This window comes from Clostridioides sp. ES-S-0108-01 (genome assembly GCF_020662285.1).
Taxonomy (GTDB): Bacteria; Bacillota; Clostridia; order Peptostreptococcales; family Peptostreptococcaceae; genus Clostridioides.
In genome coordinates this window covers 93,575-114,043 of the sequence record NZ_JADGMN010000012.1, presented here as the reverse complement: position 1 = coordinate 114,043, position 20,469 = coordinate 93,575, and the positions used below count along the sequence as shown (strand labels likewise).

At 28.8% G+C, this 20,469-nt stretch carries 21 protein-coding genes, 1 rRNA gene and 1 riboswitch; all 22 genes read right to left on the bottom strand.

What is annotated here, in order from left to right; translation table 11 throughout:
* A 16S ribosomal RNA gene (locus IR152_RS12650) occupies positions 1–63 on the bottom strand; the annotation flags it as partial.
* Positions 64–256: 193 nt separating this feature from the next.
* Positions 257–835 carry a bifunctional precorrin-2 dehydrogenase/sirohydrochlorin ferrochelatase gene (locus tag IR152_RS12645; RefSeq protein ID WP_227452312.1) on the bottom strand — a complete coding sequence of 193 codons (579 nt, stop codon included), beginning with the start codon at positions 833–835 and terminating at the stop codon, positions 257–259.
* A 152-nt stretch (positions 836–987) separates the two neighbouring features.
* Positions 988–1,953, bottom strand: coding sequence for a porphobilinogen synthase (gene hemB, locus IR152_RS12640; protein ID WP_227452311.1), 966 nt, complete (start codon positions 1,951–1,953; stop codon positions 988–990).
* A gap of 15 nt (positions 1,954–1,968) precedes the next feature.
* Positions 1,969–3,468, bottom strand: a complete 1,500-nt coding sequence (gene cobA, locus IR152_RS12635) for a uroporphyrinogen-III C-methyltransferase (RefSeq protein ID WP_227452310.1) — start codon at positions 3,466–3,468, stop codon at positions 1,969–1,971.
* Positions 3,458–4,363: a hydroxymethylbilane synthase gene (hemC, locus tag IR152_RS12630; protein WP_227452309.1), complete on the bottom strand. Its 906-nt coding sequence runs from the start codon at positions 4,361–4,363 to the stop codon at positions 3,458–3,460. Before hemC ends, cobA begins: the two co-directional genes overlap by 11 nt.
* Positions 4,364–4,388: 25 nt before the next feature.
* Entirely contained in the window at positions 4,389–5,867 is a 1,479-nt protein-coding gene (locus tag IR152_RS12625) for a cobalt-factor II C(20)-methyltransferase (RefSeq protein WP_227452308.1), read from the bottom strand.
* Positions 5,868–5,886: 19 nt separating this feature from the next.
* On the bottom strand, positions 5,887–6,636 hold the full coding sequence (cobK, locus tag IR152_RS12620) for a precorrin-6A reductase (protein ID WP_227452307.1): 750 nt from the start codon (positions 6,634–6,636) through the stop codon (positions 5,887–5,889).
* Positions 6,633–7,358: a precorrin-3B C(17)-methyltransferase gene (cobJ, locus tag IR152_RS12615; protein WP_227452306.1), complete on the bottom strand. Its 726-nt coding sequence runs from the start codon at positions 7,356–7,358 to the stop codon at positions 6,633–6,635. The genes cobK and cobJ overlap by 4 nt, the downstream gene beginning before the upstream one ends.
* Positions 7,355–8,476, bottom strand: coding sequence for a cobalt-precorrin 5A hydrolase (gene cbiG / locus IR152_RS12610; RefSeq protein WP_227452305.1), 1,122 nt, complete (start codon positions 8,474–8,476; stop codon positions 7,355–7,357). Before cbiG ends, cobJ begins: the two co-directional genes overlap by 4 nt.
* Positions 8,460–9,212: a cobalt-precorrin-4 methyltransferase gene (locus IR152_RS12605; RefSeq protein WP_227452304.1), complete on the bottom strand. Its 753-nt coding sequence runs from the start codon at positions 9,210–9,212 to the stop codon at positions 8,460–8,462. Before IR152_RS12605 ends, cbiG begins: the two co-directional genes overlap by 17 nt.
* Entirely contained in the window at positions 9,205–9,780 is a 576-nt protein-coding gene (locus IR152_RS12600) for a decarboxylating cobalt-precorrin-6B (C(15))-methyltransferase (RefSeq protein WP_227452303.1), read from the bottom strand. Before IR152_RS12600 ends, IR152_RS12605 begins: the two co-directional genes overlap by 8 nt.
* Positions 9,770–10,378 carry a cobalt-precorrin-7 (C(5))-methyltransferase gene (locus tag IR152_RS12595; RefSeq protein WP_227452302.1) on the bottom strand — a complete coding sequence of 203 codons (609 nt, stop codon included), beginning with the start codon at positions 10,376–10,378 and terminating at the stop codon, positions 9,770–9,772. Before IR152_RS12595 ends, IR152_RS12600 begins: the two co-directional genes overlap by 11 nt.
* Positions 10,375–11,601, bottom strand: coding sequence for a cobalt-precorrin-5B (C(1))-methyltransferase CbiD (gene cbiD / locus IR152_RS12590; protein ID WP_227452301.1), 1,227 nt, complete (start codon positions 11,599–11,601; stop codon positions 10,375–10,377). The genes IR152_RS12595 and cbiD overlap by 4 nt, the downstream gene beginning before the upstream one ends.
* Before the next feature lie 8 nt (positions 11,602–11,609).
* Positions 11,610–12,242, bottom strand: a complete 633-nt coding sequence (locus IR152_RS12585; protein ID WP_227452300.1) for a cobalt-precorrin-8 methylmutase — start codon at positions 12,240–12,242, stop codon at positions 11,610–11,612.
* Positions 12,230–13,117: a cobalamin biosynthesis protein gene (locus tag IR152_RS12580; protein WP_227452299.1), complete on the bottom strand. Its 888-nt coding sequence runs from the start codon at positions 13,115–13,117 to the stop codon at positions 12,230–12,232. Before IR152_RS12580 ends, IR152_RS12585 begins: the two co-directional genes overlap by 13 nt.
* A 1-nt stretch (position 13,118) precedes the next feature.
* Positions 13,119–14,189 (bottom strand): pyridoxal phosphate-dependent aminotransferase, encoded by a 1,071-nt coding sequence (locus tag IR152_RS12575; protein WP_227452298.1) that lies wholly within the window; start codon positions 14,187–14,189, stop codon positions 13,119–13,121.
* 31 nt (positions 14,190–14,220) lie between these two features.
* A complete protein-coding gene (gene cbiB, locus IR152_RS12570) occupies positions 14,221–15,192 on the bottom strand; it encodes an adenosylcobinamide-phosphate synthase CbiB (RefSeq protein WP_227452297.1) in 972 nt (323 codons plus the stop codon).
* Positions 15,193–16,569, bottom strand: coding sequence for a cobyrinate a,c-diamide synthase (locus tag IR152_RS12565; RefSeq protein ID WP_227452296.1), 1,377 nt, complete (start codon positions 16,567–16,569; stop codon positions 15,193–15,195).
* Between the two features lie 38 nt (positions 16,570–16,607).
* Positions 16,608–18,122, bottom strand: coding sequence for a cobyric acid synthase (locus tag IR152_RS12560; RefSeq protein WP_311315441.1), 1,515 nt, complete (start codon positions 18,120–18,122; stop codon positions 16,608–16,610).
* 114 nt (positions 18,123–18,236) lie between these two features.
* Positions 18,237–18,416, bottom strand: a riboswitch (cobalamin riboswitch).
* A gap of 66 nt (positions 18,417–18,482) precedes the next feature.
* The gene (locus IR152_RS12555) at positions 18,483–19,097 is read right to left on the bottom strand and encodes a histidine phosphatase family protein (RefSeq protein ID WP_227452295.1); all 615 of its coding nucleotides are present in this window, start codon (positions 19,095–19,097) and stop codon (positions 18,483–18,485) included.
* A 19-nt stretch (positions 19,098–19,116) separates the two neighbouring features.
* On the bottom strand, positions 19,117–19,890 hold the full coding sequence (gene cobS, locus IR152_RS12550) for an adenosylcobinamide-GDP ribazoletransferase (protein WP_227452294.1): 774 nt from the start codon (positions 19,888–19,890) through the stop codon (positions 19,117–19,119).
* A gap of 9 nt (positions 19,891–19,899) precedes the next feature.
* On the bottom strand, positions 19,900–20,460 hold the full coding sequence (cobU, locus tag IR152_RS12545) for a bifunctional adenosylcobinamide kinase/adenosylcobinamide-phosphate guanylyltransferase (protein WP_227452293.1): 561 nt from the start codon (positions 20,458–20,460) through the stop codon (positions 19,900–19,902).
* Positions 20,461–20,469: the final 9 nt, after the last annotated feature.

Here is a 20,469-nt window from a genome sequence, read left to right as displayed (position 1 = left end):
AACTTGCATGTGTTAGGCACGCCGCCAGCGTTCATCCTGAGCCAGGATCAAACTCTCAAATAAAAGTTTATCAGGCTCAGATACTATTGTTATCAAAATATCTGGCTTTATGGTTTGTTTCTTGTTTTATAAATTAACCTACTGTTTAATTTTCAAAGTTCATTTTTTATGTCTGCCCTTTTCTTAGGGACAAGTAATACTATATCACCTTAAAAATAATCCGTCAATACATTTTTAATATTTTTTATTTTATTTTTTATATATCAAGTTTTTTTAACTCTTCTAAATCTAGTGTTATCAACCTATTGAGTATATCTTTTCTTTTAATTTTATCTTCATATTTTTTTATAACTTTTTTTCTAATATCACCTAATACATTTAAATATTCCTCATAATCTTCAGTGTATCTCTCCTCAAGCTCTTTCTTTATCTTTGATGATAATGAAGGACTTTTACCCCCAGTAGATATACTTATAAGTAAATCACCTCTTTTTATATATGATGGAACAGTAAAATTTGATATTTCTACGTTGTCAACAACATTTACTAATTTATTTTTTGCTCTACAATATAATCCTATTTCCATATTCAATTCCCTATTATTTGTAGCAGCGACTATTACAGAAGCATTTTCTATATACATTTCTTTATAATCATCTTTTATTATCTTTATATCTCCCTCCAAATCATAAAACTTATTTAAAAGTTGTTTAGAAACTATAGTAACACTCTTATTAAAGTTTAAAAAATTCTTACATTTTCTATATGCAACTTCTCCTCCACCAATTATAACTACATCTAAATCATCTAATTTTAAATTAATAGGATACAGCATTTTCCACCTCCAAAGTTTATTTAATTACATAAATAAAGTATAGAAATTATAAATTAGTATATATTCTTATTCAATAAATTTCTAAATAAAAATACTGTAAAATAGCTAACTAAAATTCCTATACTTTTCAACATTCTTTATACTTCTAGAATTTATTTTTTCAACAACTTAGCAATATCTTTAGCAAAATAAGTTATTATTATATCTGCTCCAGCTCTTTTTATAGAGGTAATTGATTCAAGAATTACATCTTCATTTAATAACCCTTCTCTAACTGCAAACTTAAGCATAGAATATTCTCCACTTACATTATAAGCTGCTAATGGTAAATCAAAATTGTCTTTAACTCTTCTTATTATATCTAAATACGATAATGCAGGTTTAACCATAAGTATATCTGCACCTTCTAATATATCAAGCTCCGTTTCTATTATAGCTTCATTGCTATTTGCTGGGTCCATTTGATACGTTTTTCTATCTCCAAAAGATGGCGCTGAATGAGCTGCTTCTCTAAAAGGTCCATAAAAATTTGAAGCGTATTTGACACTGTAAGCCATTATTCCTACATTTTCTAATCCATTTTCATCTAAAGCTTCTCTTATTGCTTGTATTCTTCCATCCATCATATCAGACGGAGCAACCATATCTGCTCCTGCTTTAGCATGACTTACAGATATTTTAGCCAAATACTCTAGTGATTTATCATTGTCAACATAACCAGTATTAGTTAGAATTCCACAATGTCCATGACTTGTATATTGACACATACAGACATCTGTTATTACATTCATATCTGGATTTATCTCTTTAACCTTTCTAATTGCCTTTTGAACTATTCCATTATCATTAAATGCTTGTGAAGCACACTCATCTTTTTCATCTGGAACACCAAATAACATTATATGTTCAATTCCCAACTCACTGATTTCTTTTACTTCTTCTTCTAACATATCAATTGATAAATGATAGACATCTGGTAAAGATTTAATTTCTTCTTTTATATATTTTCCCTCTACTACAAATAGTGGATATATTAAATCTTCTACATTAACTTTAGTTTCTCTCACTAAATTTCTGATTGCTTTACTTGCTCTTAGTCTTCTTGGTCTTCTTAACATATCAAGCCTCCAAAATTAATTCTTTATAATTAAATCTACTAACGAATCTATAGTAGATTTAGTAGCTTCTTTATATAACTTTATACCTAAACTATTTATTGTCTCTGTAGTTATAGGTCCTATAGATAGTGTTTTTATTTTGTCTAATATTTTAATATTTTCTTTTCCTATAATTTCAACAAGATTATTTACTGTTGAGGAACTAGTAAAAGTTATATAATCTATATCATTAGAATTTAAAATATCTAATATCTCATCTTTTTTACCTTCATCTATTACGGTTCTATACGTATGTACTTCTGTTACCTCACAAATATTCTTAAGCTTGTCAACTAGATAGTCTCTAGCATTTTCTGCTCTTGGTATAAGTATATTATCACTACTTTTCAAAATAGGCATTAACTCTTCATACAGTGACTCTGCCACAAATTTTTTTGGTACTATATCTGCTATAATTCCTCTTTTTCTCAATTCATTTGATGTAGCAGAACCTATAGCACATATTTTTAAATTAGATAATATCCTTAAATCAAAATTCATTTCATATATCTTTTCAAAAAAGATTTCCACAGCATTTTTACTAGTTAATATTAGATAATTATATTTGTTTATACTTTTTATTTCGTTTTCTAACTTAATATTATTTTGTAGCTTTTCTATCTTTATAGTAGGTATTTCAACTGGATTTCCACCTAAATCCATTATTTTTTCCACCAATACACTATTTTGATTTCTAGACCTAGTTACAGCAATACTTTTTCCAAACAAAGGCTTATTCTCAAAGAAGTTCAACTTTTCTCTAAGACCTACAACGCTTCCAACTACTATAAGGGTTGGTGGCTTTACTTCTTCTTTAATAGCAGTTTCATAAACATTCTCAAGTGTAGATGTAACAACTCTTTGATTATATCTAGTTGCCCAACTTATAAGAGCAACTGGTGTATCTTTATCTTTTCCCTCTTTCATTAAGTTTTCGCTTATTCTCTTTAAGTTTGAGATTCCCATTAAAAATACAAGAGTACCCTTATTATTCGCAAGAGCATTCCAATTTAATTCTTCACTATCATCATCCTTCAAATGACCTGTTATTACATGAAATGATGAAGCATGGTCTCTATGTGTTATAGGAATACCAGCATAACATAAACCTCCTATAGCAGAGGTTATACCTGGAACTACTTCAAATTCTATACCTTCATCTACTAAAGTCTCTGCTTCTTCGCCTCCTCTACCAAATACATAAGGGTCTCCTCCCTTAAGACGAGTCACATATTTTCCTTCTTTAGCTTTTTCTACTATAATTCTATTTATATCTTCCTGTGGCAAAATATGATTACTTGATGCCTTTCCTACATATATAAGTTCACAACCAGGCTTAGCCTCCCTTAGGTAACTACTATTTGCTAATCTATCATATACTATTACATCAGATTTTCTTATACACTCCAAACCTTTTAAAGTCATAAGTTTATAATCACCTGGTCCTGCCCCTACTAAGTAAACCTTACCCTTCATAATTCTCATACTCCTTCAATACAAGTTTAGCTAACTTTAAACCTAACTCTCTAGGAGAAGAAATATCTCCATCTATAGACTTGATTACTATTTTATTTCCTTCTGAATCTCCATATAAACCAGTAAGGTGTATTTTATCTTGAATTATTTCACAATAAGCTGCCATTGGAATATGACAACTTCCATTTACACCATCCAAAAAACCTCTCTCAGCCAATATTTGGATTTCTGTATTCTCGTCTTTTAGCGAATTCACTATTTTCTCTATATTACTATCGTTACTTCTAATCTCTATAGCCAAAGCTCCTTGGGCAGGTGCTGGAATAACAACATCAACAGGTAAATAAGAACTTATTTTATCTTGTAAATTAGCTCTTATTATTCCTGATGCCGCCAAGACAATCCCATGCATATTTTCATCTTTTATTTTTCGTATCCTAGTTTCTACATTACCTCTAACTTGAACCACATTTAAGTCTGGTCTTTGTTTCAATAATTGAAATTTTCTTCTTTTGCTTCCTGTTCCTATTACTGCTCCATGAGGTAAATCATCTAAGTTTTTATATCCTTCTCTAAGTATCAGAACATCTCTTGGGTCTTCTCTCTTAGGTGTGTGAGCAAATTTTAGTCCATCTGCTAAATAAGATGGCATATCCTTCATACTATGTACTGCTACGTCTATCTTTCCATCTAATAATTGTTGCTCTATTTCTTTGACAAACAACCCTTTATCGCCTATTTTATCTAGGGAAACATTTTGAATCAAATCCCCTTTTGTCTTTATGACTTTAATCTCAAAACTAATATCTGGATACTTCTTTTTTAGTTCATTAATTACCCATTCTGTTTGTATAAGTGCTAGATTACTACCCCTAGTTCCAACCACAATATTCATACCAAATCTCCTTTAAAATGTTACCTTAGTTTATTTTGTTCTCTTTATTTATTAGTATCGTAGAAAAATAAGATATTTTATCTTCAAGATGTGCCTCTCGTAAATCTTTAAATACAGTTTCACCTTTTTGAGACGAATTGCTTACTAAAATAGCATGTTCTATTAGATTATATTTTTCTAGTTTTTTTATTATATCTTTAAAGTTCTTATATACTTTCATCAATACTATTGAGTTATAATTTTGTAAAGCATGTTCTATTTTATCATCTTCCATAGTACAGGGAACTACTACTAAGGCTTCCTTATCCATTACTAATGGGAAATTTTGATTGGATGCTATATTAGAAAATGATGAAATTCCTGGTATAGTTTCCACTTCTATCTCATCTGATATTCTTTTCATTATGTAAACATACGTGCTATAAATCATAGGGTCTCCTAATGTAACAAATCCTACATTTTTACCATTCTTAACATCTGAAACAATCTCTTCAGCTATATTGTCCCACGCTATGTTTTTTTCATTTCCATCAAAACACATTGGAAAATGTCTAGATTTTATCTCTATTGATTCATTTAAGTATTCTTTAACTATTGATAAAGCTAAGCTATCTCCACCTTTTTTTGATTCTGGAGTATATAAAATATCTAATTTTTTTAATGTACTAACTGCTTTCATAGTAAGTAAAGAACTATCTCCTGGACCTGCTCCTATACCATAAAACTTAACATTTTCTGCACATTTAGTCGCATGACGAACAAATTTATCTTGTATATAAGGATTTTCACCCAGACCTTTTAAATGTATGTTTACATTAAACCCATTCTCTTCTAAGATTGTTTTCCAAGAATCTTCTTCATCTCCTGCCATATCATTTACAGCATGGTCACCTGCAACTAACATAAATGGCATCAAATTTACAGTTTTTATGTTTCCTTCTTTCAGCCTTCTTATTACATGTTCTATTTCTGGATATCCTTCAACTGTCCCAACATAAGCATTTATTCCATTATCTCTAAGCATATATTCCAATGCTGGATATGCTGAATGTGATTCATGAAGAGTTCCATGTCCCATAAATACTACTGCTTCGTCATTTTCCATATGAGGCATTTGATGTTTAATCGCCTCTACAGATTCTTGATAGTCCTCAATATGTGTAAGTAAAGGTCTTCCTAATACAATCTTTTTAAATTTAGATGAGTAGCTTTCCACTTGTTCTTTTAACTTGTTAAATTCTTCTCCACATATAATATGAAGAGTTTGAATTATTACTTCATCATATCCTTGTTCATATATTTTATCTAAAGCTTGTATTGGATTATCTATCTCTATTCCATCTCTTTTTCTTATTTTATTTATTATCATATTTGATGTATAAGCTCTAAAAAAATCATAGTTTTTTAATGAATTTTTTATTTTATTTTCACATATATCTATTGTCTTTTCTCTCGTTTCATTATAGCTTGTACCAAAACTCACTACTAATAATGCCTTCTTCATATGTTCTCCTCCTAAAAAATTACACAAGTATATCTTTAATTTTATTTATATCATTGATTACATTTTCATAGTTAATTGATTCTCTCTTAATAATTATCACTGGTATATTGAAACTTTTACATGCATTTACTTTTTCTAAGAAACCACCTGCTATTCCACTTTCTTTTGTTATAACTAAGTCTATGCCATAATGCTTATAAGTTTCTTCGTTTATACACTGGCTAAACGGTCCTTTCATAGCTACTATATTATCTGCGTTTAAACCTAATTTTTCACAACTTAGTATAACTTCACTAGTTGGAAGAACTCTAACTACTAAGTTTTTATTATTTATTTCTTCTACAAATCTATTCAAATTTTTACTTCCTGTTCCTATGAATATATTTTTTCCTATTTTATTTGCTATTTCACAGGCTTCTTCAATTGTATTTACTATAAACTTATTATCATAATCTATTTCTTCAATTAGAGATTTTCTCTCAAACCTTATGTATTCTATATTTGATAGTTTTGCACAATACATAGCATTTTTAGATACTTCAACTGCATAAGGATGAGTTGCATCTATTATTTTTACTATACGATTATCTTTTATAAATTTTAGCATTTCCTCTTTTCCGAGTTTCCCTAAAATTACATTTTTTGTATGTCGTTGTGCAAGTTCCTTTCCATAATCTGTGGTCACTGAAAGTATATATGGTTGATTTAGTTCATTTATCTTATCGCATATAGATAAGCTATCTGAAGTTCCTCCTAAAATCAAAATCATACTGTATAACCTCTTGGAGTTATCATCAACCCACCATCAATATAAGTAGATTTATTTCCGATTATAACCATTGTAGTCATATCGACTTTTTCAAAGTCCATACTTTCAAAAGTACATACAAATTTTTCTTCATTTTCTCTACCTACATCTTTAACCACTCCAACAGGTATATTTCCATTTTTAAATTCGCCCATTATTTTAAATGCTTTACTTAAATGCTCACTTCTTCCTTTACTTCTTGGATTATACAAACAAATTACAAAGTCAGCTTCGGCAGCCAGTCTTAATCTTTTTTCAATTACCTCCCATGGAGTCATTAAATCGCTTAAACTTATATGACAAAAATCGTGCATAATAGGAGCTCCAAGTATAGCTGCTGCACCAATACTTGCAGTAACACCTGGAATCACTTTTACTTTTATATCTTCCTTTTCTTTAGATATTAATTCTAAAATAAGACCTGCCATTCCATATATTCCAGCATCACCACTACTTACAACTGCTACTTTTTTTCCTTTCTTTGCTTCTTCTACTGCTTGTTTACATCTATCAACTTCTTGTCTCATACCAGTTTGAATTATTTCCTTATTTTTTATAAATTCTTCTATTAAATTTATATAAGTCTTATACCCAACAATAGCCTCAGAATCTTCTATTGCTTTTATTGCCTCTAAAGTCATGGTATCTTTGCTTCCTGGACCAATTCCTACAACGTATATCATATTTTTACTCTCCCCACTGAAAAAGTTATTCCTTTATATTTATGTTTTTCAACTATTAAGTTACCTTTGCTCAAAAGATATGCTACAGGCTCAGCCACTGAATACACTCCCACATTTTTTTTAACAAAATCAGATTTATCGAATAAATTATCAACCTTTGATATTTCATCTACTGAAAATATCTCAAATGGTACTTGCAATGTTTTTGATAAATCAATAATCGCTTTTTCATCTTTTTTAAGCTCAATACTTCCAATTGTTCGAACTGCTTTAGCATCTATATCTTGACTATCAAAAAATTTCAATAGCGAATCTAACATTAACTTACTATCCGTATCTCTTCTACATCCAATGCCTATTACTATATCTTTTGGAATTACTTTAACTATTTTCTCACTAAAATAACTATTTTTAAATTTATTATCTTTATCTAAAACTTCAATATCTTTATTTAAATTTTTCTTATTACTTATTACAACTATTTTTTCTATATTAACATCTAAATAACTCTCTTTTAACTCTTTACTACTTTCTATAAGTTTAAATCCTCTAGTATCAACTTTATATCCTCCGTCAATATACAAGCCAACACATCTATTGTTTACCAGCATAGAATTTACTTCTTTTATATTCTCTCTAAAGTTATCAATATGTGCATTTAAGTATTTTGCTATCATGTCCAAAGAAGCTTTTTTATTGACGTCAGTAGCTGTTGTTATTACTGGATTAGCATCAATAAGACTACTTATATGATTTGTTAGACTATTTGCACCTCCAACATGTCCACTTAATAAACTTATTACATTTTTTCCCTTTTCATCTATAACTAAAATAGCAGGGTCACTAAACTTACTCACTATATATGGTGCTATGCTTCGTACAACTATACCCGTAGCCATTATAAATACTATATAATCAAATTTATTAAATACTTCTCCCACAAAATCGCTTAGTTTCTTTTGAACTATATGTACACATTTTTCTTGAACATTTAAATAACTTTTTTTATTTTTTATTTGATATACAACACAGTTATTTACTAAAGATTTTATCTTTATAGCTAGATTTTTTCCATTCTCTGTTATACAGATTATAGCAATATTACCCTCTATATTCATGTTTAAAATCCTTGTCATATAACTTTGAGTTATTATATTCTTCTCCTAAAAATCTTCCAACCATTATTAAAGCAGTTTTGTTTATATTATTTTCTTTAACTTTTACAGCTATATCACTTAAGGTTCCTTTAACTATCTTTTCATCTGCCCAAGTTGCTTTATATATAACTGCTATAGGAGTATCTTTTGGATATCCACCTTCCAGTAATCTAGACACAACTTTCTCAATTTCTTGAACAGATAAAAATATTACCATAGATGTCTGATGCTTAGCATATGATTGTATTGACTCTTTCTCTGGAACTGGAGTTCTTCCTTCCATTCTTGTTATAATTACACTTTGAGAAATCTCTGGAACTGTATATTCAACTCCTAAAGATGAGGCTGCTCCTAAAAAAGAACTTACTCCTGGTGTACAGTCATAATCTATATTTAATTTATTTAAATCCTCCACTTGTTCTCTAATTGAACCATATATAGAAAAATCACCTGTTTGTAATCTTACAACAGACTTATTATTTTCTATACCTTCCTTCATAACATCTATTATTTCTTGTAAATCCATATGTGCACTATTATGTATTTGACAACCTTCTTTACAGTACTCCAAAAGTTCAGGATTAACAAGTGAACCTGCATATATTACTACATCTGCATTACTTAATAGTTTGTATCCTTTTAATGTTATTAGCTCTTTATCTCCAGGCCCTGCTCCTACAAAATGTACTTTATTCATCATCATTTTCCCCTTTTTCACAAGATATTATATATATAGGATTTAGTGGTTTAAAATATTCACCTTTCCCTAGTTTCTCTAGTTTAGAAACATTCAAAACACATACGTCTATTTCTTTAAATCCATGTTTCCTAATTAGATTTAAAGTTTGATTAAACGTCTCTAGTATTATAAAATTAGCTACAAGTCTACCTCCAGTGATTAAAGTATTTTTAGACCATGCTATTATTTCTTCCAAATTATTTCCTGTACCTCCAATAAAAATAGCATCCACTTGTCTATCTAAATCTATACTGATAGGAGCATATCCTTTTATTAACTCTACATTTTTCAAATTAAACTTTTTTACGTTTTCTTTTATAAGTTCTAAAGCAGCATCATTTCTTTCTATAGATATAACATTTAAATCTGGATAATTATATGCTGATTCTATACTTACACTGCCTGTCCCAGCACCTATATCTATGAAAGTTTTAGCATTTACTAAAGCCAACTTACTTATTGATATCGCTCTAACTTCTTCTTTTGTAATTGGAACTTTACCTGTTATAAATTCACTATTCTTCATCTAAAATCACCACAACATTCATCTCGAAATTATCCATTCTTATTATTTCTTCTGGTTTTGCTATTGTTATTTTTTCATTGTCGTATGATAAATTTTCTCCTACAACAATAATTTTATTTAGATTTCTGTCTATTATTTCCTTGCTTATTTGTTTTGGTCCTATCTTAAAGTCTGTAACCATGCATACTTTTTTATGTGACAATATGTAATCAAAATCTGGTACTTTACCATGACTACTTGTAATATATACATCATTCATATCAACATATATTTTTGAAAATATATATTGTAAAGAACTAATTCCAGAAACCATATTTAGCATCTTATTGTCAATATTTTTGGATATATATCTACCTATCCCATATATTAGTGGGTCACCAGACGCTATTATTGATATTTGCTTTTCTTTATTGTTATTTATGTACTCTATAATTTCTCTCAAATTAGAGTCTAGGATTATCTTTTCACCTTCAAAATTCTTTATAGATTCTAGATTCCTCTTACCGCCAATTAATACATCAGAAGTGGAAATTAAATTTTCACCTTTTTTTGTTATATAGTCTAAGTTTCCAGGTCCTAGACCTATTATATTTATCATATAAAGACCTCCACTAATGCATCTGCATTATCCGATTTACCTAATAAAGACTTATCCATTGAAAACATGATTACTTCCACATCAATGTCATCTGAATCTTCATTCAAGTACTGCTTTACTCTCTCCCTACATTTATTACTCAATATATTATATACTTGTCTATATTCACTATTATTTATTAGCTCTACAGCTTCTTCAGCAGTTAGGCATTGATTTATTTTATTTAAAAATTCGTATGTAGCTCCCATTAAGGCTAAGTTTGCCACTAATATCTCACTTCTAGCATCTGCTACCTTACTATGAGTATTGAAAATACCAGCAGATACTTTTATAAATTTACCTATATGACCTGCCATTAAGATTTTTTTATATCCTATTCTTTGAGCTTCTTTAATCATATAACCTATAAAATTACTTGTCCTAACTACATACTTAATGTCTAAGTTTAGTTTTTCTCTTATAAACTGTTCTCCATGATTTCCTGGAACCAATATTACTTTATCTAAACCTTGTTCTTTTTTCATTTGAAGTTCTATAGATAAAGACTTCTTCCATCCCTCATCACTCATAGGTTCAACAATTCCTGTTGTTCCTATTATAGATATTCCTCCAACTATACCTAACCTTGGATTAAATGTTTTTTTTGCTATGTTTTCTCCTTGTGGAGCAAAGATTGTTATTTTTAAAACTTTATTATCTCCAAGTATAGATTCAAAATTATCTCCTATAAGCTTTCTTATTTCATGATTTATCATTTTAAGTGGAGTCGGATTTATAGCAGGCTTACCAACCTCTACACTTAGACCTTTTTTCATAACCACACCAATACCATTTCCTCCATAAATCCTAATAAACTTATAGAGTTTACTTTGACACTCACTGTTGGTACTTAAACTATCTATATCACCTAGAGTAAGATACTCTTTGTTCTCATCATTTTTAGACACAATTTCAGCTCTTGCGTAAATATCCATGGTATGAGTTGCATCTATATCATCCCCACCATCTTTTTTTATGGAACATTCCACAAATGTATCCGAAATATTTACATTATCAACTTTTAGTGATAGTGGTATCCCTTTAGGAGTATCTATATTTATAGTATTGATTCTATTTTTTGTAATCAGCATATATACAGCAGCTTTAGATGCACCTGTTGCACATGAACCTGTAGTATATCCTCTTCGATATTTTTTACCATCTACATATACATATTCTTCCATATAAATACCTACATAGTATATAATATAGCATTTACTATTGCTGCTGCTAAATTACTACCACCTTTTCTACCTTTAGAAATTATATATGGTATATCTGTTTTTTCAACTTCATCTTTTGATTCTTGTGCTCCTACAAAGCCTACAGGAACTCCTATAACTGCATCTAAATCTAATTTACCTTCTAATTTCATCTCCATAACTTTATATAAAGCTGTTGGTGCATTTCCTAAAACAAATATTTTTCTTCCTTCTTCTTTAGCTGCAATTTCTACTGCTGCCATAGAACGAGTAATTCCTTTTTCTTTAGCTAGTTTTGCAGTTTCCTCATCTGCTACTAAACATTTATATTTACATCCCAATGATTCTAGTTTTCTTTTATTTATTCCACTAAGAGCCATATTTGTATCAGTATAAATACTCGCATTATTTTTTAATGCATCTATTATACTATCAACAGCTTCTTCTGATATTCTTAATATATCCAAGTAATCAAAATCTGCAGTAGTATGTATGGCTCTCTTTATTATTTTTTCTTCGATATTATTCTTAAATTTATAATCTGGTCTAATTTCATCTATTATTTCTTGTATCAATTCAAAACTTTTTTCTTCTATTTTCATAGGATTCTTTATGTATTCCATTCTATTTCCCCCTTAATTCCTCCATTTATTATGTTCATTGTATAAATTTTGTTATAGACAGAATTTATGTTAGATTCACATAAAGCATCTATCACCTTTTTATCGTCCATAAACTTATCAATTAAAATGCCTAATACAGTTCCACTGTGAGCAATATTTACTCCATATGCCCCATATTTTTTTGATACTTTTATTATTTCATTTAAGTATTCTTTTTTTTCTATATTCTCATTTGCTAAACTACTCAAGGTACAAGCCTCTCCAACTAAAGACAAATTATCATTTTTCAATCCTTCTTCTAAAATAGCAAATGACTTTTTTATGATTTCTTTATTTTCTATTTTTAACTTGTTGTAATCTTCCCTCATCCTAATTTTCATAGTATTTAGTATTTTATTAGGTTCAAGTATTACAACTTTTGCATTGGTTAAATTTCCCAGGTATTTTATAACAGTTCCATTTAGAGGGTTAAATATACTATTTTTATCTATAAATATAGAATCTGTTGGTTCTATTTCTGCTGCTAATTTAGAAATCTCTTCACTACTCAACTCTTTATCTATCAATGATAACGTTGCCTTTATGGTAGCTCCTATGTCAGCAGTAGAACTGGCCATTCCTTTTCCAACAGGTATTCTACTATCTATATTCAAAGAAATATTTTTAGTATCTTTTTTAGGTAAATTAAACTTTTCAAATACCTTTTCTATTGCTAGTCTTGACTTATGCCTACCTAAATTTATATCTTGTAATTTTTCTTCAATATACACCTTAGAATACATATCTATTGCATATGAGCATAGATATTCTTCATTATCAATTATTCCTTGTACAAATTCTCCACAAGATGCCGGGCATATTCCATAAGATTTCATTTTAATCACCTAATAAATTTTTGATATTTTCTATAAGAATTTTATTATCTTCGTGAGATTTTATAGCCACTCTTATAAAACTGTCGTCTAATCCTACAAAGTTAGATGCATCTCTAACCAATATATTTCCTTGGTTAAACAAATCTTTTTTTAATTGTCTAGCTGTTTTTTTATAAGTTCTTATCAGAATAAAATTAGTATCTGTATCATAGACCTTTATATTTCTTAAGTTTCTTAACTCTTGTAACATATATTTTCTTTCTTTTATGTAATACTCTTTACTATTTCTAATATACTCTTTATCTTCAAAAATAAAATTAGATAGTATGTCTGCAAAAGAGTTTATAGTCCAGGGTTCTTTGTGTTCATAAATTTTATCTATAATTTTAGCGTTACTTGTAAGACCATATCCCAACCTTAAACCAGGCATACCAAAAAATTTAGTCACTGCTTTAATTATAAATATATTTGCATTTGATTCTATATACTTGACCAAGCTATATTCACTTTCATCTTCAACAAATTCCATGAAGGTTTCATCAACTATTAACATCTTATTGTGTTGACCTAATAGGCAAACAAGTTCCTTTAAGTCTTGGACATTACCACTCGGATTGTTAGGATTACATATAAATAAGCTATCAAATTTTTCAATGTTATTTTTTATTATATCTATATCAAGTTTAAAATTATTTTCTAAATCTAATTCTAAATCTATAATGTCTAAATTATTTAACTCAGCACTTCTTCTATACTCTGAGAATGTAGGATTTATTATAGCCAATCTTTTTTTAATACTCTTCATAAGCAAATAAATTACTTCTGTTGCTCCATTTCCAGGTATTATAAAGTTTGGACTTATATCTATGTATTTTGATATATTTTCTCTCAAGTTTGTATAGTTTATATCTGGATAATTTCTACACTCCTCTAATCCTCTCAAAATGTATCTTTCTAAATCTGGTAATACATTTGGATTTATATTTGAACTAAAATCAATTATTTCTCTTGGGTCTTTCCCATATAATCTTGCCATTTCATCCACATTGGCACCATGCCCTAAATCCTTCATCTATGTCCCCCTTAAGTTAGCAAACAATAATTTATATAATTAAGTTAATTAAAATAATTCTACATAACACATATGCTAGTGTAAATACTAATATGGATACAAATGAAGATGCATACATAATTTTATTCGTTTTAATTATATCCTCTTTATCTATCTCCCTAAGCTTATCTCCTATTGTCGGCTTATATACTTTTTCACCAAAATAAACATTTGTACCTCCTAGCTGTATTCCTAAAGCACCAGATACTGCACCTTCTGAAAACGCACAATTTGGACTTTTATGATTCTTTCTATCTCTAATAGAAATTCTAAAACAATTCCTATAGTCATAGCGTAAAAAGAAACTGCCAATTGTCATAAGAATGACAGATATTCTAGCTGGTATATAATTGGCTATATCATCAATCTTAGCAGAAGCAAAACCAATATCTTTATATTTTTCATTTTTATATCCAACAGTTGAATCTAATGTATTTACAGCTTTATATGCCATAGCAAGTGGTGCTCCTCCAATAAATGCATAAAACAGTGGTGCCATTATACCATCTACAGTATTTTCTGCAACAGTTTCTACAGTTGCTCTTATTATCTCAGGCTCACTTAAATTAGTAGTATCTCTACCTACTATGTAAGATAGCTGAACTCTAGATTTTTCTATATCTCCAGTTTTTAATACATTATAGATTTTTAATGCTTCATCTTTCAAACATTTTGTGGCTAGTGTTGTATAAATTATAAAACTATTTACTACAACACCTAATAATACATTAAAACTGAATAATTTCACTATAGCATAAGTCATTAGATATGTTGTTCCAACAGTTATAAACCATAATATAAATCCACCAAATTTTAACTGCCTATCATTTTTAGAGACTATCCTTATTATACCTTGAGTAAAATTTATAAGTTTGCCAATAAATCTCACTGGATGAGGAAAAGAATATGGGTCTCCAACAATTAAGTCTGCCACATACCCTATATAAATAGATAAAATATTCATTTATTCATTTCCTTTATTTAAAAAATTTTCTATACAGTTTAAGTTATTATAAAAATGAGTGTGAAGATACGTAGCTAGAGTGTTTCCTTTACTATAACCGCCATCCCACTCTTCTACTATATTTCCATCCCTTTCTTTTTTCATTGAATATGCACATTTTTCATCACTTTCAAATATTGAATGATGAAACTCATGTCCTTTAATAGATTCTCCTTTTTTAGATAAAAGAGTGTTTTCTTTAGCTACACCAATACAGTATCCAAATCTCTTTAAAGAAGATGTCATCTTACTAATTCCACTGAATATACCAACCATATTAAATTCTTGTTCTTCTTGATTCAGCAGTTTCTCTCCTAGGTACATCAGTCCTCCACATTCTGCATAAATAGGTATATTATTGTTATGTGCTTCTAGTATAGAGGCTCTCATTGACTCATTTGCTTCTAATTCTTTTCCAAATATCTCTGGAAAACCTCCTCCAATATAAATATAATCTGAATCTGGTACTGATGTGTCTTCAAGAGGACTAAAATAGTTTATTTCTAATCCAAGTTCTTCTAAGAGCTCTATATTTTCTCTATAGTAAAAATTGAATGCTTTATCATATGCTATAGCTATTGATTTATTGTTAACATGCTCTTTTATTTTATTATTTTCTATCAAAGTTTGAAAATCAAAATCACTCTCAAATTCATCACTTTCCGATATTTCAATTATTCTATCAATATCTATGTAGTTTTCAATTTCATCTGCTAAAGTATAAAATTTTTCCCTTAGTGATTTCATTTCCACACTAGGAACTAATCCTAGATGTCTAGATTCTAAAGAGAATTTATCATTTGGAGGAAAGTACCCCAATACTTCAACATTACAATATTTTTCTATAGAACTCTTGATTATTTGATAATGACTATTAGTCTTCACATTATTTACTATGACACCTTGTATATTTACATCTTTATCTAGTTCCTTATATCCAAGTACCATAGCAGCACTAGATGCTGCCATAGATTTCCCATTTATAACTAATATAACAGGCGATTTTAATACCTTTGAAGTATGTGAACTTGTACAATTATCTAAATCTATTCCAAAACCATCATATAAACCCATGACACCTTCTATTACTGAAATATCTGCGTCTTTTGAGGACTTATTTACTATATACTTTATTTTTTCATCGTCTAACATATAAGAATCTAAATTTCTGGAATGTCTCCCAGTTATAAAAGTGTGATATGAAGGGTCTATATAGTCTGGCCCTACTTTATATGGCTGTACTTTCATATTTCTCTTAACTAAAGCTTGCATTATTCCTAATGATATTGTTGTTTTACCTACCCCACTACTAGTACCCGCAATTAAAATTTTTTTCATAATACACCTCCTACCTAAATTATAAATAAAAGTTATCCTTATTTCATAATCTCATATATTTTGTCTATATCTAAATGCTCTCTTAAAAAATCAGCCAACTTATCATACTCTTTATCCTTAAATTCATTAAAAGAGTTTACTTTGCTTTCTAATTCTCCTAATCCTTTTTTCTTTCTTATATTGTTTAAAATTGCTCTTGTAAAACTTATTTCATCAAATATTCCATGAAGATAAGTCCCAATTACATTCCCTTCTTTATTTACACTTCCTTCAGTATAACTCACTTCTTTATCAAGTTTTTTAGTTATCAAATCTAAGCTTCTTACATCATTACCTCGATTTGTAATACCCATATGAATTTCATAACCTTTTACTTTCTTACCCTTAAGGTCATTCATATATTCACTGCTACATTCAACAATAGTAGCCTCTACCTGTGTTGTAGTCTTTTCTTTCTCAAAAGTTGTTTCTGTATCTAAAAGACCTATTCCGTCAACTTCTTCAATTTCACTTTCAACATGATAAGGGTCTTTTAATTTTTTACCTAGCATTTGATATCCACCACATATACCAAATATCAATTTACCTTGACTATGTAAATTTTTGATTTGTGATTCAAGACCACTTTTTCTTATATATGTTAAATCGTCTATAGTACTCTTAGTTCCAGGTATTATTACCATATCTGGATTTCCCAAAGATTCTCCGTAGTCTACATATCTGATACTTACATCTTCCTGTGTCTCAAATATATTAAAGTCTGTAAAATTTGACATATGTGGAGTTCTAATTATTTCTATGTTTATATCGCTTTGATTCATTTTCTTCTTAAATCTCGTAGTTACACTGTCTTCATCCTCTATTTTTATATCTGTATAAGGCACTACTCCTATGACAGGTACTTTTATTATGTCTTCTAGCATATTTACACCATCTTGTAAAAGTTCTTTTTTCCCTCTGAATTTATTGATTATTACACCTTTTACTCTTCTTTTCTCATCTTCATTTAACAAAAGCATTGTACCTGCTAATGATGCAAATACGCCTCCTCTATCAATATCTCCGACTATTATTACAGGTGCATCAGCGATTTCTGCCATACCCATATTAGAGATATCTCTATCTTTTAAATTTATCTCTGCATTACTTCCTGCACCTTCCATAACCACAATATCATACCTTGAATTCAAGCTATTAAAGGTTTCCTTCAATACATCTACTAACTCTAGTTTGTAATCATGATATTCAGAAGAAGGCATTTCTCCTACTACTCTCCCTCTTACAATAACTTGACTTTTATTATTTCCAGAAGGCTTTAGTAAAACTGGATTCATATCAGCTATTGGCTCTATTTTTGCAGCCTCTGCTTGAAATACCTGTGCTCTTCCCATTTCTAAACCTTCTTTAGTTATAAAAGAATTTAAAGCCATATTTTGTGACTTAAAAGGAGCAACAGTATAACCATCTTGTTTAAATATTCTACACAACCCTGCTACTAAGATACTTTTACCTACATTTGACGCTGTTCCTTGTAGCATTATTTTTTTCCCCACTCTTCATACCTCCTTGTTAAAATTTACTAAAAATTAAATTAAAAAAAGCCCTAATACTTCTAAAGATAGGACTTTTATATATATTAATTAAAAATCTTTCACCCCGAAGACCTCTTGTTTTAAATTAAATTAGGCAGGTATCCTGGCTTAACTTCATCCTACTTCTATAACCTTCCCATCAAATTGACAGTGGTATTTATAGTTTCGTTGGTTTCACAGTAGCGGGGGCTGCAAAGGCATCTAACCTTTTTCCCTTTTAACATCTAATTAAGAACCTAATTTTAATCTAATATTCTATTTTCATTTCTAATTTTACAGGTATATTGCAAACACATATTGTAATTTTTAGTTTTGATTAAATTATATAAAGTCTGTAAAATTCATTTTATCTATTACAGCAAATCCACTATCAACTTCTAAAACCGTAATAGATGCATTATCAATTTTAAAATTCCAATGATATTTATAACTACCAGAAATTAAATGTGTTATTATATTTCTTATCGTTCCTGCATGAGAACATATAAGTATTGTTTTTGTATCTGAATTACTATCATTTTCTAAAATTATATTATCAATTTCTTTTGCCACTCTTTTGTAAGAGTCTATCAAACTTTCTCCATTTGGATATCTATAGTTGTTGCCTTCTTTTATCATTTTTTCAAACTCATCTGGATATTTGGTTTTAATTTCTTCAAAAGTTATTCCTTCAAAGTCTCCAAAACTAATTTCTCTTAAAGTTTCTTTTTCTTCTATTTCTAATAATTTCAATTTTGATATTTTTTCTATTGTATATTTAGTACGTGTAGATGGTGTTGTATAAATCTTGTCTATGTCTTCATTACTCAAATATCTAGTAATTTTATTTATTTGGAGCTTACCCTCTTCACTAATACAACTATTTATATGACCTGATAATTTTCCCTTTTTATTATCATTTGTCAATGCATGTCTTATTAATATTAATCTTATCACATTATCACCACTTTTTAGTTTAAAAAAACATAAAAATTAACAAATATATGTAAATCAAATATACAAGCTCTGAAAGTTCTATTCCACAGCCTAATATATCTCCTGTTACTCCATCAATCTTTTTATAAATATGTTTTTTGAATAATATTATAAATACAAAAACTACTATAGCTGAACTTAGTACTTTAATCAACACTATATTAGGTAATAAGAATATAAATTTAGTAATAAGAGCAACTATCAATAATGTGTATATTATAGCAGTTATTAACATACTTGTAGTTAATTTTCCTATAAATAAATTTCCCATTCCTTTTTTTCTTGGTGTCACAGTTTTATATGTCAATAACATTACTCCTAGCCTTGCAATCATTGGCATAAAAATTATAACCCACAATGAATCATTACTTATTATATTGTAGATGAATCCAATCTTTAATAAAAGTACAAACATAATCGCTAAAAGTGAATTTGTACCTAATCTTGAATCTTTCATTATTTCAAGCATTTTTTCTTTGTCTCTATAACTATATATTGCATCAAATGTATCTCCTAATCCATCTATATGAAGTCCTCCAGTAATTAAGACAACAGCTAGAGTTATTATTATAGAAGCTATAAATGGTTCAAATAAAAGCATAGAAATCCATCCTACTAAATAGGATAATATACCTATGACAAAACCTACAAGTGGAAAATATACTATTGATTTATAAAATTCATCATCAAATCCTACATTTAATTTTATAGGTATCCTTGTCAAAAACTGTAGTATTAAAATAAATCTTTTCATAATCACATACTACTCCTTTATTTTCATAGGTATGCCACTAACTACAAAATAAACTTCATTACTTTTTGATGCTATATATTGATTTATGCGACCTACAACATCAGCATATATCCTACTAAGTTTATTCCCAGGAACAATTCCCATACCTAATTCATTCGTCACAAATACAAAGTATAGATTTATTTTTTCTATTTCTTTAATAAGTTTGCTAACTTGTTCTTTTATGTACTCTTCTAATTTATTTATTTCTTCTTGAGTAGAGTCTTCTATATTTAGATTGTACTTAAACATTAGATTATTTACTAATAATGTTACACAATCCAGTATAACAGTTTCATGTTCTTTATATATCTCTTCAATTATAGAATATATATCTTCATATATTTCATAGGTATTCCAGTTTCTAGGTCTATTCTCTTGATGCTTTTTTACTCTATCTTTCATTTCATCATCAAATGGAATAGAAGTTGCTATATAAGCTGTATTATTATTTCTGTCCAAACATAGTTTTTCTGCAAAGTTGCTCTTCCCTGACCTAGCTCCTCCTGTTACTAGAATAATTTTACTCATCAAAACACT

Bases quoted from the DNA above. Each gene is read 5' to 3' on its own strand.
- IR152_RS12645 (WP_227452312.1), bottom strand. From the start codon at position 835: ATGCTGTATCCTATTAATTTAAAATTAGATGATTTAGATGTAGTTATA.
- cobU (WP_227452293.1), bottom strand. From the start codon at position 20,460: ATGAGTAAAATTATTCTAGTAACAGGAGGAGCTAGGTCAGGGAAGAGC.
- IR152_RS12600 (WP_227452303.1), bottom strand. From the start codon at position 9,780: ATGAAGAATAGTGAATTTATAACAGGTAAAGTTCCAATTACAAAAGAA.
- hemB (WP_227452311.1), bottom strand. From the start codon at position 1,953: ATGTTAAGAAGACCAAGAAGACTAAGAGCAAGTAAAGCAATCAGAAAT.
- IR152_RS12565 (WP_227452296.1), bottom strand. From the start codon at position 16,569: ATGAAAAAAATTTTAATTGCGGGTACTAGTAGTGGGGTAGGTAAAACA.
- cobS (WP_227452294.1), bottom strand. From the start codon at position 19,890: ATGAAAAGATTTATTTTAATACTACAGTTTTTGACAAGGATACCTATA.
- IR152_RS12575 (WP_227452298.1), bottom strand. From the start codon at position 14,189: ATGAAGGATTTAGGGCATGGTGCCAATGTGGATGAAATGGCAAGATTA.
- IR152_RS12605 (WP_227452304.1), bottom strand. From the start codon at position 9,212: ATGAATAAAGTACATTTTGTAGGAGCAGGGCCTGGAGATAAAGAGCTA.
- IR152_RS12595 (WP_227452302.1), bottom strand. From the start codon at position 10,378: ATGATAAATATAATAGGTCTAGGACCTGGAAACTTAGACTATATAACA.
- IR152_RS12580 (WP_227452299.1), bottom strand. From the start codon at position 13,117: ATGAAATCTTATGGAATATGCCCGGCATCTTGTGGAGAATTTGTACAA.
- IR152_RS12585 (WP_227452300.1), bottom strand. From the start codon at position 12,242: ATGGAATACATAAAGAATCCTATGAAAATAGAAGAAAAAAGTTTTGAA.
- cbiG (WP_227452305.1), bottom strand. From the start codon at position 8,476: ATGAATATAGAGGGTAATATTGCTATAATCTGTATAACAGAGAATGGA.
- cobA (WP_227452310.1), bottom strand. From the start codon at position 3,468: ATGAAGGGTAAGGTTTACTTAGTAGGGGCAGGACCAGGTGATTATAAA.
- cbiB (WP_227452297.1), bottom strand. From the start codon at position 15,192: ATGAATATTTTATCTATTTATATAGGGTATGTGGCAGACTTAATTGTT.
- cbiD (WP_227452301.1), bottom strand. From the start codon at position 11,601: ATGGAAGAATATGTATATGTAGATGGTAAAAAATATCGAAGAGGATAT.
- cobJ (WP_227452306.1), bottom strand. From the start codon at position 7,358: ATGATATACGTTGTAGGAATTGGTCCAGGAAGCAAAGATACCATGACT.
- IR152_RS12625 (WP_227452308.1), bottom strand. From the start codon at position 5,867: ATGAAGAAGGCATTATTAGTAGTGAGTTTTGGTACAAGCTATAATGAA.
- cobK (WP_227452307.1), bottom strand. From the start codon at position 6,636: ATGATTTTGATTTTAGGAGGAACTTCAGATAGCTTATCTATATGCGAT.
- hemC (WP_227452309.1), bottom strand. From the start codon at position 4,363: ATGAATATTGTGGTTGGAACTAGGGGTAGTAATCTAGCACTTATACAA.